The organism is Flexivirga oryzae (genome assembly GCF_014190805.1).
GTDB lineage: Bacteria > Actinomycetota > Actinomycetes > Actinomycetales > Dermatophilaceae > Flexivirga > Flexivirga oryzae.
Genome location: NZ_JACHVQ010000002.1, coordinates 64,189 through 78,140, shown reverse-complemented (window position 1 = coordinate 78,140; position 13,952 = coordinate 64,189). Strand labels below are relative to the sequence as shown.

Here is a 13,952-nt window from a genome sequence, read left to right as displayed (position 1 = left end):
TGATAGTTCGGATGTATGGCGAGGGCCGGTCCTCGCGGGACTCAGACAGTCTCCCGAAGACCCGGTCCGTCCGTCGCGGGCGCCATACGACTGACTCCGCAACAACACGTGAGGATTGGACTGCAGATGGCCAAGACCATTGCATTCGACGAGGAGGCCCGGCGCGGGCTCGAGCGGGGTATGAACACCCTCGCCGACGCCGTCAAGGTCACCCTCGGCCCGAAGGGCCGCAACGTCGTCCTGGAGAAGAAGTGGGGCGCACCCACGATCACCAACGACGGTGTGAGCATCGCCAAGGAGATCGAGCTCGACGAGCCGTACGAGAAGATCGGCGCCGAGCTCGTCAAGGAAGTTGCCAAGAAGACCGACGACGTGGCCGGTGACGGCACCACGACGGCGACCGTGTTGGCCCAGGCCATGGTGAAGGAAGGCCTGCGCAACGTTGCCGCCGGCGCCAACCCGATGGCCCTCAAGCGCGGCATCGAGGCCGCCGTGGCTGCCGTGTCCGAGGAGCTGTCCAAGGCGTCCAAGGAGATCGACACCAAGGAGCAGATCGCCGCGGTCGCCGGCATCTCCGCCGGTGGCGACTCCAGCGTCGGTGACCTGATCGCCGAGGCCATGGACAAGGTCGGCAAGGAAGGCGTCATCACCGTCGAGGAGAGCAACACCTTCGGCTTGGAGCTGGAGCTCACCGAGGGTATGCGCTTCGACAAGGGCTACATCTCCGGTTACTTCGTGACCGACACCGAGCGGATGGAGACGGTCCTGGAGGACCCCTACATCCTGATCGTCAACTCCAAGATCGGCAGCATCAAGGACCTGCTGCCGCTGCTGGAGAAGGTCATGCAGTCCGGCAAGCCGCTGGTCATCATCGCCGAGGACGTCGAGGGCGAGGCCCTGTCGACGCTGGTGGTCAACAAGATCCGTGGCACCTTCAAGTCGGTTGCGCTGAAGGCCCCGGGCTTCGGTGACCGTCGCAAGGCCATGCTCGGCGACATCGCGATCCTGACCGGTGGCCAGGTCATCTCCGAGGAGGTCGGCCTCAAGCTCGACACCGCGGAGCTGGACCTGCTCGGCAAGGCCCGCAAGGTCGTCGTGACCAAGGACGAGACGACCATCGTCGAGGGTGCCGGCGACGCTGACCAGATCGCCGGTCGCGTCAGCCAGATCCGCGCCGAGATCGAGAACTCCGACTCCGACTACGACCGCGAGAAGCTGCAGGAGCGCCTGGCCAAGCTGGCCGGCGGTGTTGCGGTCATCAAGGTCGGTGCTGCCACCGAGGTGGAGCTGAAGGAGCGCAAGCACCGCATCGAGGACGCCGTGCGTGCGGCCAAGGCCTCCGTCGAGGAGGGCATCCTCGCCGGCGGTGGCGTTGCGCTGATCCAGGCCGCCAAGGTCGCCTTCGACTCCCTCAAGCTGGAGGGCGACGAGGCCACCGGCGCCAACATCGTCGAGGTCGCCTCCGAGGCGCCGCTGAAGCAGATCGCTGCCAACGCGGGCCTGGAGCCGGGCGTCGTCGCCGCCAAGGTGCGGTCGCTGCCCGTCGGTGAGGGCCTCAACGCCGCCACCGGTGAGTACGTCGACATGCTCGAGGCCGGCATCCCGGACCCGACCAAGGTGACCCGTTCGGCGCTGCAGAACGCCGGCTCGATCGCCGCGCTGTTCCTCACCACCGAGGCCGTCATCGCCGACAAGCCGGAGAAGGCTCCGGCAATGCCGGCCGACCCGTCCGGTGGCATGGGAGACATGGGCTTCTAAATCACCTCACGTCAGCGGCCGCTCACCCATCGGGTGGGCGGCCGCTTTCGGCTGTATGGCGCCCGGCGCGTCCCGAAGTGCCGACGGTCGTCCGGTGGGGACGGGTGTGGCGAGAAATGGCGTCCCGAAGTGCCGACGGTCGCCGGGTGGGGACGGGTGTGGCGAGAATGGCGTCCCGAAGTGCCGACGGTCGTCGGGTGGGGACGGGTGTGGTGAGAAATGGCGTCCCGAAGTGCCGACGGTCGTCGGGTGGGGACGGGTATGGCGAGAAATGGCGTCCCGAAGTGCCGACGGTCGCCGGGTGGGGACGGGTATGCCGCCAGCAGCACGTGACGCTACTCGCTGGTAACATCGGCGCACACCACACGCGAAGGGCGGCATACCCGTGGCATTCGACCGACTTCTGGCACCCATCGACATCGGCGGGGTGCGGCTGGCCAACCGAGTCGCCATGGGCTCGATGCACACCGGCTTCGAGGACCGCAGCAAGGACTTCGGGCGGCTCGCGGCATACCTGGCCGAGCGTGCCGAGGGCGGCACCGGGCTGATCGTGACCGGCGGCTTCGCGCCGAACGTCGAGGGCTGGCTGCTGCCGGCCGGGTCGCTGATGGCCACCCGGCGGGCGGCGCACAAGCACCGCGCCGTTACCGACGCGGTCCACGCGCAGGACGGCCGGATCCTGTTGCAGATCCTGCATGCCGGGCGTTACGGCTATCACCCGTTCATCCGTTCCGCGAGCGGCCGCAAGTCGCCGATCACGCCGTTCCGGCCGCGTGCCCTGTCGGCCGGGGGCGTCGAGCGGACCGTCGACGCCTTCGTGCGGGCGGCGCGGCTGGCGAAACTGGCCGGGTACGACGGCATCGAGATCATGGGTTCCGAGGGCTACCTGATCAACCAGTTCCTCGCGGCGCACACCAACGACCGCACTGACGCCTGGGGAGGCACCGCGGAGAAGCGGATGCGCTTCCCGGTCGAGATCGTCCGGCGGGTCCGTGAAGCGGTCGGTGCCGGTTTCGTCGTCGGCTACCGGATGTCGCTGCTGGACCTGGTGGAGAACGGCCAGACCTGGGACGAGGTCGTGACCCTCGCCAGGAAGCTGCAGGACGCCGGTGCCTCGATGTTCGGCACCGGCATCGGCTGGCACGAGGCGCGGGTGCCGACCATCGTCACCTCGGTGCCGCGCGCCGCGTTCGTCGACTGGACGGCACGGCTCAAGCGCGAGGTGGAGATCCCCGTCATCGCCTCCAACCGGATCAACACCCCGGACGTGGCCGAGGAGATCCTCGAGCACGAGCAGGCGGACCTGGTGCAGATGGCGCGGCCGCTGCTCGCCGACCCCGACTTCGTGCGCAAGGTCCGCGAGGACCGGGCGGACGAGATCAACACCTGCATCGCCTGCAACCAGGCCTGTCTGGACCACACGTTCGCCAACAAGAAGGCCAGCTGCCTGGTGAACCCGCGCGCCGGCCGCGAGACCTCCCTGGTGCTGCTGCCGGTCCCGAAGAAGCGGCAGCGGCGCATCGCGGTCGTCGGAGGCGGGCCAGCGGGCCTGGCAGCGGCCGTGTCCAGCGCCGAACGTGGCCACCACGTCACGCTTTTCGAGCGCGGGGAGCAGCTCGGCGGACAGTTCCGGCTGGCCATGCGGATCCCCGGCAAGGAGGAGTTCGCCGAGACCCTGCGCTACTACGAACGCAGACTCGAGGTGCTCGGCGTCGACGTCCGGCTCGACACCAGCGCGAGCGAGCAGGACCTCGAAGGCTTCGACGACGTCGTGGTCGCCACCGGTGTCCGCCCCCGCGTCCCGGACATCCCGGGCATCGACCACCCCAGCGTCGTCATGTATGACGCGCTGCTGCGCGGCGAGCTCGAGGCCGGCCGCCGCGTCGCCGTCATCGGCGCCGGTGGCATCGGGTATGACGTCAGCGAATTCCTCCTGGAGGACCAGCACAAGAAGCTGCCGGACTGGCAGGCCCAGTGGGGCGTGACGGACGACCCCCAGGTGCCCGGCGGTCTCACCCGGAAGCACCCGGCCGAGCCGCGCCGGCAGGTCTACCTCATCCAGCGCAAACCGGCGCCGCTCGGCAAGGGCCTGGGCAAGACCACCGGGTGGGTGCACCGGGCCGCGCTGAAGGACGCGCAGGTCGAGCTGATCGGGTCGGCGTCGTACGACCGGATCGACGACGCCGGGCTGCACCTGACGGTGCGCCGGAGCGGTCAGACGCCGCAGTCGCGCGTCCTGGAGGTCGACACCATCGTCATCTGTGCCGGTCAGGAGTCCGTGCGCGAGCTGGTGCGTGACGGTGACGCCGGACGGCACGTGATCGGCGGGGCGGACGTGGCCGCCGAACTCGACGCCAAACGCGCGATCGCGCAGGCGACCGAGCTGGCGGCAACGGTCTGACGCGAGGATTCGTTCCTCATCATCGCGTCGCTCGCCCGATGTTCGTGGTCCGTCCTTCGGCCGGCACGGTCTGACGCGAGGATTCGTTCCTCATCATCGCGTCGCTCGCCCGATGTTCGTGGTCCGTCCTTCGGCCGGCACGGTCTGACGCGAGGATTCGTTCCTCATCATCGCGTCGCTCGCCCGATGTTTGTCGTCCGTCCTTCGGCCGGCACGGTCTGACCGCCCGCCGTAGCCTGCGCCGTCAGGCGCTGGTCGTGAACGCCTTGACGACGTCCGCCTCGACCTGCGCGTAGGCCGTGCCGGCGGAGCCGACCGCGACGCCGATCTGCCCGAGCGCGGTGCGGACCTTGGTCTGCGCCTTGGTCCACTCGGCATTGAGCGCGGCGTACTGGTTGGCGCCCTTACCGGTCCAACTGGCCTGCAGGGTGGTGAGTTTGCCCTTCATCCGCTGCATGAGCAGGTCGATCTCCTCGGCCATCTGCGCGATGTCGGTGCTGTGCGTGCCGAGATCGGCGCTGTTGACCGAATAGCCGTCGGTGGGTGTGTGCATGGCTGGCCTCCCGTGAAGTCGCCCGCCGGATGCGGGCGTGATGGGACGACGCTAGGCAGGTGCGGTCATCTCCCGCAGAAGTTATCCACAGGCGGGTCGGTCGGCGTCGCTCAGCTCGGCCGGCAGCGGCCGGGAGTGTATGACGCTGAGCGACGAAACCGCGCGGGTGAGAACGACATACAGGCGGCGCAGACCGGTGCGCGCGTCCGGCTCGGCGTCGGCGATCTCGGCCGGTTCGAGCACGACGACGTGGTCGAACTCCAGGCCCTTCGCCACGGTCGCCGGGATCACCTGCACCGTGTGATCCGCTTCGTCGCCGGTGTCGACGTCGAGCCTGCCGTGCTCGATGCCCGCTGTTCGCAACGCCTTCGACACGTCATCACCGATCGCGTCGGGCACGATCACCCCCACCGACCCCTCGCCGGCAAGGGACTGCTGCACGACCGCCACCAGGGTCTCGAGCCGGGCGTCGGCGGCGACCGGCATGAGCGACAGCTCACCGGGGTTGTCACGGACGCTGACCGGCGCGCCGAGGCCGGGTGCCATGCTCGGCAGCAGCCGGGCGGCGAAGTCGATCACCGATGCCGGTACCCGGAAACCGCGGTCCAGCACCTCCAGGTGGTGATCGGGTTTGCCCAGATGTCCCATCGCTTCGGCCCAGCTGTCGGTCGCCCACGGCGTGGTGCCCTGCGCGATGTCCCCGAGCACGGTCACCGAGCCGGTTGAGCACCGTCGGCCCACCGCCCGCAGCTGCATGGGCGACAGGTCCTGCGCCTCGTCGAGCATCACGTGCCCGAGGCTGCGGGTGCGCCCCAGCAGGTCGTGCAGCTCGTCCAGCAGCGTCAGATCCGCGACCGACCACTTCGCGCTGCCCTTGGTGCGGGCGGGCTTGTCCCACAGCAGGATTCGCTGCTCATCGGCAGTGAGGTCATCCTCCGCGGCAGCGGCCAGAGCATCCGGTGCGGACCACAGCTCGAAGAGCACCTGGGTGGGATCGACGGCCGGCCAGATCGACGCTGCGTACTTCTTCACCGGGGCGCTGCGGGCCACGGACTCCTGCACCCGGTCGTCCGGTGAGTCACCGGCCCGCTCCATGCGCAGCAGCACGGCGTGCGCGAGACGGCGCGGCAGCATGTCGCGGGCCGCGTTGTAGCGCACACCGCGGGTCGTCAGCTCCTCGACGATCTCCTGGACCTCGTATGCCGGGATGCGCCACTTGCGTGATCCCCTCGGCACCACGAGCGCGTCGCCGGCGCGGCCCACTCGTGACCACAGCGCCCGGCGGAGCACCTGCGCCATTCGCGGATCTCCTTTGAGGACAGCGGTCTGCGTGCTGTCCACCGCGCGGACCCGTCCGTGCGCCACCAGGTCGGCGGCGGTCGAGTGCTCCACCCGGATCTCCCCGAGCGCCGGCAGCACGGCGCTGATGTGGTCCAGGAACGCCCGGTTCGGGCCGACGACGAGCACTCCGGAACGGTCCAGCCGGTCGCGATGGGTGTAGAGCAGCCATGCCGCACGGTGCAGCCCGACCGCCGTCTTCCCGGTGCCCGGTGCCCCCTGCACGCAGGCCGACACCTCGACGTCGGACCGGACGATCTCGTCCTGCTCCGGCTGGATGGTGGCGACGATGTCGCGCATCGGCCCGGTGCGCGGCCGCTCGATCTCGTGGGCGAGGATCGAGCTGTGTTCGCCGGAATCCTCTGCAGCCAGGAGGTTCTCGTCCTCGATGGCGGTGATCTGACCGTGGTCGACCCCGAACCGGCGCCGCCGCACGACCCCCATCGGTTCGGTGCGTGAGGCCCGGTAGAACGCCGTCGACACCGGGGCCCGCCAGTCCAGCACCACCGGGTCGCCGTCGGCGTTGCTCACGTGCCGCCGACCGATGTAAGTCACCCCACGAAGTTCTCCCCCGCTCTGGCACCCCACAGAGTTCTCCGCTCGTTCCTCGCTCCGATACTCCGCGGGGACCCCGCCACGCTCCTCCGATACTTCGCGGGGACCCCGACCTCCTGATGATGGCTGCTCGAAGTCCAAACGCCCGAAGAAGAGTGCGGTGTGCGGGTCGTCCTGCAGCGACGCGACCCGGCGGGCCAGGGTGATCGCCAGCTCGTATGCCGAGTCGCCGTCGCTGGCCCGGGTGGGATCGAGGGACTCGGCGCGCTCGCGCATCCGGGCGAGATCGGCGCGGGCGGCTGCGAGGTAGGCGCGTTCGGGTTCGAGGTCGGGGCTGGTGGAGGTGGGTGTGGCGGTTCGATGGGCTCCAGGCATGTCGAAGTGGCGCCTTCCGGCGGGTCGATGAAATGGGGGAGGAGCCACTGTATCCGGCCGGACCGCGGAAGGTCATGTGGTTTACGGCGCTACCCTGGATGGATCGTCTGAGATTGGGGTCGATCATGCCGATCTTCGTGGTGGAGCGGCGGTTCGCCGAGGCGTTGGAGCTGGACACCGAGGACGCTGACGGGATCAATCGGATCAATCTGGACGAGGACGTGCGCTGGCTCTACTCGTTCCTGTCCGCCGACAAGCGCAAGACCTACTGCCTCTACGAGGCGCCGTCCCCGGAGGCGATCCGGCGGGCCGCGAGTCGTGCCGGCATACCCGCCGACGAGATCGTCGAGGTGAGTGACCGGATCCTGCCGGACGCGACGCTGGAGCCCCTGCACCAACACTGACGGCCGGATTCACGAGTGACGGCCGAATTCGGCCGTCAGCGGTGAATCCGGCCGTCAGACTCGCCGGTCGTCCGGCTCCGGCTCCGGCTCAGACCAGATCGTGGTCGGTGGCGTACCGCGCCGCCTGGGTGCGGTTGGTCGCACCGGTCTTCAGCAGGATGCTGCGCACGTGATTGGCGGCGGTGTTGGCGCTGATGAACAACTGCGCCCCGATCTCCCGGTTGCTGAGGCCGGCCGCCAACAGCCGCAGCACGTCGAGTTCGCGGCCGGTCAGCCCGTCCGGCGTGGCACCCACCGATATCGCGTCCAGCCAGCGCAGCACCCGCAGCTGCCGGATCGGCTCGGCGTGGGAGCGGGCCTCCGCGGCCAGCCGGGCGGCGCGGGCCGGGTCGTCGCCGCGGCGGTGCAGTACGACGGCGTGCCGGGCAAGGGTCTCGGCGATGTGCACGGCAGAGCCCATCCGCCGGTCCATGGCCAGCGCGGACGCGAAGAGCCGGTCAGCGGCCCCGTGGTCGCCGCCGGCCTCGGCGAAGCGGGCCAGGTAGCGGTCGGCGCTGCCGAACACCGCCACGAACTGGCCGGTCGCGATGTTCCCGCCCGCGTACGCGGTGAGGAAGGGCAGCAGGGTGTCCATGGCTTCGGCGTCGGCCAGATCGGCGGCGGCGTCGGCCAGGAAGGCCAGCTCGATCGGGAAGCGCGCGTCGGCGACATACGACTCCACGTCCCGTGCCAGCAGGGTGCGCAACGTGCGTCGCATGCCGTCGGTGAGCCCCAATTCGGTGTAGAGGGCGAGCAGCCCCGGCAACCAGCGGCCGGCGAACTGCTCCTGTCCGGTCACCAGCGGACGCACCGCGTCCAGCCGCCCGGTCTCCCGGCGGATCATGAACAGCTGCACACTGTGCGGACCGTCGGTCGACTCGGCGTCGAACTCGCCGATCTGCAGGGCGGCGTCGGCGAGCCGTTCCGCCTCGTCGAACTCGCCACGGCGGAACGCTCTGCTCTGCATCATGCAGGTCGCGGTGTAGTCCATGAACGGCTGCCGGCCCGACGCGGCGGCGGCACGCTCCTGCCGGATGTATCCCTCCAGCTCCACCGGGCGGCCCGCGAGGTAACTCGCCAGCGCGCCGAAATGCGCTGCCTCGGCGAGGGATTCGTGATCGACGGCTTCGCGTGCGAGTGCGGTCAGCTCCCGGACCCGGTCCAGTTGACGGTCGACGCCACCGGGCAGCAGATCGTGCCAGAGCCCGGTACGCAGGGTGTGCATCACCGTGGCGCGGTCGTCGGTCCGGCGCGCCATCGCCATGGCCCGACTACCCAGCGACTCGGCCCGGTCGTGTTGCCCGGCGAACGCCAGCGCCCGCGCCAACGATGCCGTCGCGCGCACGTGCCGCACGTCGTCCTCCGGCAGGCCGCAGTCGGCGATCGCGGTGGCGAGCAGTTCAGCGGCGCGGGCGTCGATCGGGCCCGGCCGCCAGTTGGTGTCCTCGAAACCCATCGCCGCGCGGAGCCGGGTGAGGGGATCGGGCATCTCGGTGAGCCGGTCGTAGATGTCCCTGGCGCGGGCGAACTCGCTGGCGCGCAGGTAGTTCTGGGCGGCCCCGAAGAGCGAGTCGGCCACCTCGTCGGCCGCGGTCTCGGGCAGCGCCGCCGCACGCTCGAACCACCCGGCGGCGTCCTCGAAGGCCAAGCTGTGCGCGGCCTGCCGGGCCGCGAGGCACGCGTAGCGGTAGGCCTGCTCGCGATAGCCGAGCGGATGCGCGCACAGGTAGTGGTGCGCCAGCCGCGGGTAGAGGTCGGGTGAGGTCTCCGGACCACGATCGAGCGCGTGCGCGGCCTGCGCGTGCAGGGGTTGCAGGCGGGCGGCGGGCAGCCGGTCGAGCACGACCTGCCGGGTGAGCGAGTGGACGAACCCGTAGCGGGCCGGTGGGTCGTCGACGGCCTCGAGCAACCCCGCGGACACGGCCGAGTCGACCGCCTCGACGCTGCGGGTGCCGCCGACCTCGCTGGCGGTCACCAGGGTCGCGATGTCGAAGGAGTCGCCGAGAACTGCTGCCAGCTGGACGATTTCGAGCACCTCGGGCCCCACTCCCGCCAGCCGGACGGCGATCGTGTCGGCGATCGACGCCGGCACGCTGCGGCCGTCCCGCAGGGACTCCACCCCGCCGTGCCGCTGCACGTCGGTCCACATCTCGCGCAGGTAGAAGGGGTTGCCGCCGGTGCGGTCGCGCAGGATCGACGCGGGTTGCCGGGCGGCCGACGCGGAGATGCCGGCGTGCTCGCTGACGAAGTCGGCGATCGCTGCGGTGTCCAGGCCGCCGAGGTCGAGGCGGTGCACGCCGTCCAGCCGGTGCAGGTCGGCCAGGTGTTCGCTCAACTCGGGCGAACGGTCGGGCGCCGTGGTCCGGAAGGTGGCCATCAGCAGCAGCCGGGAGTCGACGGTCGAGCCCGCCACGTGCTTCAGCAGCGCGACCGTGGGCTGCGTCGCCCACTGCAGGTCGTCGAGGACGACGGCCAGCGGTTGCTCCTCGGCCAGCCGGCGCAGCAGCATCGCCAGTGCGTCGAACAGGTCGCGGCGGGCGTCACCGGACGTCCGGGTCACCTCGGGCGCGTGGTGCCGGGCCGCCCGACCCGAGATCCGCCCCAGGTCGTATGGCGCGCCGGCCAGTAGCGGGCACACCTCGCCGCGCTCGGTGGCGCAGCAGGGCGCGTGCTCGAAGAGGTGGTCGAGCAGTTCGACCACCGGCTGGTAGGGGACCCCGGCGTCCTTGCCGGCGGCGGCGATCAGCACCGGGACGCCGTGGTCGTGCAGTGCACCGGCGACCTCGACCGCCAGCCGGGTCTTGCCCGCGCCCGGTTCGCCGCCGAGCAGCACGACCTGACCGTCGCCGTCCTCGACTCGTGACCAGATGCCCTCCAGCTCGGCCAGTTCGTGACGCCGGCCGACCAGTCGGGAGCGGCGCGCCACCTGGAAGCGACGTGGCAGTGGTATCGCCGGCCACTCCATCCGCTGATTTTATCGCCGGCGTGGACGCACACATGGTCAGTTCTGACTATGCGCTCGCCGGCCGAAGTGGGCCAGATCAGGTCATGACGCGCCCGGTGCGGTGGCGCGACGCTGAATGTCGACGGAGCACGGCATACGACGAAGGAGCGCGCTCATGACCACCATCTCGGACCGCAGAACTGCCGGTGGCGTCGTGCGGGCGAGCGACCCCGACTACGACGACGCACGCCGGGTCTACAACGCGATGATCGACCGGCGTCCCGCCGCGATCGCATACTGCCGCAACTCCGTCGACATACAGGACGCGCTCGCGGAAGCACGGCGCAATGGCCTCGCCGTCGCGGTGCGCGGCGGCGGCCACTCGGGGCCGGGTTTCGGCGTCGTCGACGACGGCATGGTCATCGACCTGTCGCCGATGTCGGCGATCGACGTCGACGCCGACGCGCGCATCGCCCGGGCCCAGGGCGGTGTGACGCTCCACGAGCTCGACGCGGCGACCGGCGCACACGGACTCGCGACACCGGCCGGCGTCGTCGGATCGACCGGTGTCGGCGGCCTGACCCTGGGCGGCGGGCACGGCTACCTCTCCCGCAAGTACGGCCTGACCATCGACAACCTGTTGTCCGCCGAGGTCGTGCTGGCCGACGGGCGCGTCGTCACCGCATCCGAGGACGAGCACCCCGACCTGTTCTGGGCGATCCGGGGCGGCGGCGGGAACTTCGGCATCGTCACCTCGTTCACGTTGCGGCTGCACCCGGTGTCGACCGTCGTGTGCGGGCCGACCGCGTGGCCTGCCGCCGCGACCGGCGACGTGCTGCGCTGGTACCGGGACTTCCTGCCGGCGGCGCCGGAGGACCTGTACGGCTTCTTCGTGACCATGACCGTGCCGCCGGTCGCGCCCTTCCCCGAGCCGTTCCACCTGCACAAGGCGTGCGCGATCGTGTGGTGCTACACCGGCGACCCGGCGGACGCCGGCGATGCGCTGGCCCCGGTGCGTGAGCTGTCACCGGCGTGGGACGGCACCGGCGAGGCGCCATACCCCGCCTTGCAGGGGATGTTCGACGGACTGTTGCCGACCGGCCTGCAGTGGTACTGGCGCGGCGACCTGTTCCGGGAGATCCCCGACGCGGCCATCGACCAGCACGCCCGCTTCGGCGAGCTGGCACCCACGCCCCTGTCGCAGATGCACATCTACCCGGTGGACGGGGCCGTGCACCGGGTGGGTACGCAGGACACGGCCTGGGCCCACCGCGACGTCAACTTCTCCCAGGTGATCGTCGGCGTCGACCCCGACCCGGCCAACGCACCCGCGATCAGCACGTGGACGAAGGACTACCACGACGCCGTCCACCCCTACTCGGCCGGCGCCGCCTACGTGAACTTCATGATGGACGAGGGACAGGACCGGGTCCGCGCGAGTTACGGCGCCAACTACGACCGGCTCGCGGCGGTCAAGGGAGAGTACGACCCGGACAACACCTTCCGGTGCAACCAGAACATCCGCCCGGCCTGAGCAGCGGATCAGCCCGGCCCCGACGATCGCCACGTCGTACTCCCGGTCGCCCTGGAGCGCCGGGCGGGGCGCGGATATGCCGTTCTGCCGGTGCCAGAAGGAAACACTTCCGTTGGTGAAGTCCCGAGTCAGGTGCGCGATGGCCATGGGAGTCCTCATCGTGTTGGAGGGAAAGGGGCCTGTGCCGATCACGCTAAGGAGGGCGACCCGCAGCGCGGTACTGTCCAGCAGCACGATTTCGGGCCGGACCCTCGTACGGGGGTATGACGACGTCGGGGTCGTCATACCCCCGTCGCGCGCATGACAAAGGGGCGCCTCCGGGCGGGTGGGGAAGAGCGATTGCTCGATTCACCCACGCCGTCGGAGGCGCCCCTCGCGAGATCCGGCCCCGTCACAAGCCGGATCCACCCCGTCAGGACCTACCGGGCACGGAGGAAGGGAGAGTTGCCCGGGGGTCCTTCGTCGCGGCCTACCCGGACGATGCCTCGCCCAGGGTGACCGTGACGTTCTGTTGCTTCCCATCGCGCACGATGGTCAGCGTGACCTTGTCCCCGACGTTGTGTGCTCGCACGTAGGCGATCAGCGAGTCGTACGGGGGTGTGCCGAGCGGCTGGCCGTCGAACTTGGTGACCAGGTCGCCGCCCTTGACGCCCGCCTTGGCGGCGGGGGAGTTCTTGATGACCGAGACGATCTTGGCGGCCGGTTCGGTGGAGTCGCCGAGCTTGACCGTCGCGGCCCGATTGGACACCTGCACGCCGATCTGCGGGTGCTTCACCGACCCGGTCTTGATCAGCTGCGAGGTGATGCTCTTGACGACGGTCACAGGGATAGCAAACCCGATCCCGATGTTGCCCGACTGGGAAGAACCTGATGATTGGCCGAGAGTGGCGATCGAGGAGTTGATCCCGATGAGTTTGCCGGTGCCGGTCACCAGCGCGCCGCCGGAGTTGCCGGGGTTGATCGCCGCACTGGTCTGGATCGCGTTGGTGGTCGAACAGTTGTTGACCCCGCACTGCTCCTGCTGCCCGAACGGGTCGTCCTGCTGGTCCTCGCTCTCCTGGTGAGTGGTCACCGGGCGGTTGAGGGCGCTCACGATGCCGGTGGTCACCGTGCCGGCCAGGCCCAGCGGGTTGCCGACGGCCATCACCGGCTGGCCGACCACGAGCTTGCTGTCGTCCCCGAACGCGACGGGCGTAAGGTTGCTGGGCGGCTTGACCAGTTTGACGACGGCCAGGTCGGTGCTGACGTCGGTGCCGACGACCTTCGCCTCGTAGGTGCGGTTGTCGCTGAGCGTCACCGTGACCTTCGGGTCATCGCCCGCGCCGGTCACGACGTGGTTGTTGGTGACGATGTTGCCCGCCTTGTCGAGCACGACACCGGAACCCTGGTCGCCGGAGCTGCCGGCGATCACCGTGATCGAGACGACGCTGGGGCTGACCTTGCTGGCCGCGGATGCCCAGTTGACCCCACCAGACCCGAAGTCGGCCGAGTTGGCCTGTACGACGGTCGTGTGCGATCCGCCGCCCGCGGACGATCCGCCGTTGTCCTTGGTCAGCGCGTAGGTGCCGCCACTGGCCAGTGCCGCGGCGAGCACCGCGACCACCGGCACCGCGGCCCATCGCTTGCTCTTCGTCGGGGTCCCGCCGTTCCCGCCGTTGTACGGCTGGTTCGAGACGTATGACGGGGCGCCGTAGCCGGGGCCGCCGGAGCCCCCCTGCGCCTGGGTCGGCGGGGCGAACGGCCCGGCGGGCGCGCCGGCCGCGGCATACGCCGGCTGCTGTTCGGTGCCGTACTGCCCGGGCTGCTGCGGAGCGCCGTACTGGGGTTGTTGGGGTGCGCCGTAGTGCGGGGAGGGGTTGTGCGGGGCGCCGGACTGCTGCCCCTGCGGCTGCTGTGGTGCGCCGAACGGGTCCTGCGGGCGTGGGTGGGCAGGTAGGTGCGCGGTGTGGTCGTCAGCCCCGTAGATGCGCCCGGTCTGCTCGGCATCCTGTGGCTCGCGACCCTGGCCGTCCTGGTCAGGGTGCTGCTCAAACGACATCGTTGATACCCCT

Annotated in this window: 8 protein-coding genes; 4 read left to right on the top strand and 4 right to left on the bottom strand. The window is 70.1% G+C overall.

Going from position 1 to position 13,952, the window contains the following annotated elements; genetic code table 11:
- Window positions 1–126 precede the first annotated feature (126 nt).
- Window positions 127–1,758, top strand: a complete 1,632-nt coding sequence (groL, locus tag FHU39_RS13365; protein ID WP_183321116.1) for a chaperonin GroEL — start codon at window positions 127–129, stop codon at window positions 1,756–1,758.
- A gap of 385 nt (window positions 1,759–2,143) precedes the next feature.
- Window positions 2,144–4,159, top strand: coding sequence for an oxidoreductase (locus FHU39_RS13360; RefSeq protein WP_183321115.1), 2,016 nt, complete (start codon window positions 2,144–2,146; stop codon window positions 4,157–4,159).
- A 244-nt stretch (window positions 4,160–4,403) separates the two neighbouring features.
- Here FHU39_RS13360 and FHU39_RS13355 read toward each other — a convergent pair whose 3' ends face one another.
- Window positions 4,404–4,712, bottom strand: coding sequence for a WXG100 family type VII secretion target (locus FHU39_RS13355; RefSeq protein WP_183321114.1), 309 nt, complete (start codon window positions 4,710–4,712; stop codon window positions 4,404–4,406).
- Between the two features lie 81 nt (window positions 4,713–4,793).
- Window positions 4,794–6,980, bottom strand: coding sequence for a HelD family protein (locus FHU39_RS13350; RefSeq protein WP_246336569.1), 2,187 nt, complete (start codon window positions 6,978–6,980; stop codon window positions 4,794–4,796).
- A 98-nt stretch (window positions 6,981–7,078) separates the two neighbouring features.
- On the opposite strand from FHU39_RS13350, the gene FHU39_RS13345 reads away from it, so the two are divergent.
- Window positions 7,079–7,384, top strand: coding sequence for a DUF4242 domain-containing protein (locus tag FHU39_RS13345; protein ID WP_246336568.1), 306 nt, complete (start codon window positions 7,079–7,081; stop codon window positions 7,382–7,384).
- A gap of 88 nt (window positions 7,385–7,472) precedes the next feature.
- Here FHU39_RS13345 and FHU39_RS13340 read toward each other — a convergent pair whose 3' ends face one another.
- On the bottom strand, window positions 7,473–10,388 hold the full coding sequence (locus FHU39_RS13340; protein WP_183321113.1) for a helix-turn-helix transcriptional regulator: 2,916 nt from the start codon (window positions 10,386–10,388) through the stop codon (window positions 7,473–7,475).
- Window positions 10,389–10,542: 154 nt separating this feature from the next.
- On the opposite strand from FHU39_RS13340, the gene FHU39_RS13335 reads away from it, so the two are divergent.
- Entirely contained in the window at window positions 10,543–11,901 is a 1,359-nt protein-coding gene (locus FHU39_RS13335; RefSeq protein ID WP_183321112.1) for an FAD-binding oxidoreductase, read from the top strand.
- 469 nt (window positions 11,902–12,370) lie between these two features.
- Here FHU39_RS13335 and FHU39_RS13330 read toward each other — a convergent pair whose 3' ends face one another.
- Window positions 12,371–13,939, bottom strand: a complete 1,569-nt coding sequence (locus tag FHU39_RS13330) for a trypsin-like peptidase domain-containing protein (RefSeq protein ID WP_183321111.1) — start codon at window positions 13,937–13,939, stop codon at window positions 12,371–12,373.
- Between the last annotated feature and the right edge of the window lie 13 nt (window positions 13,940–13,952).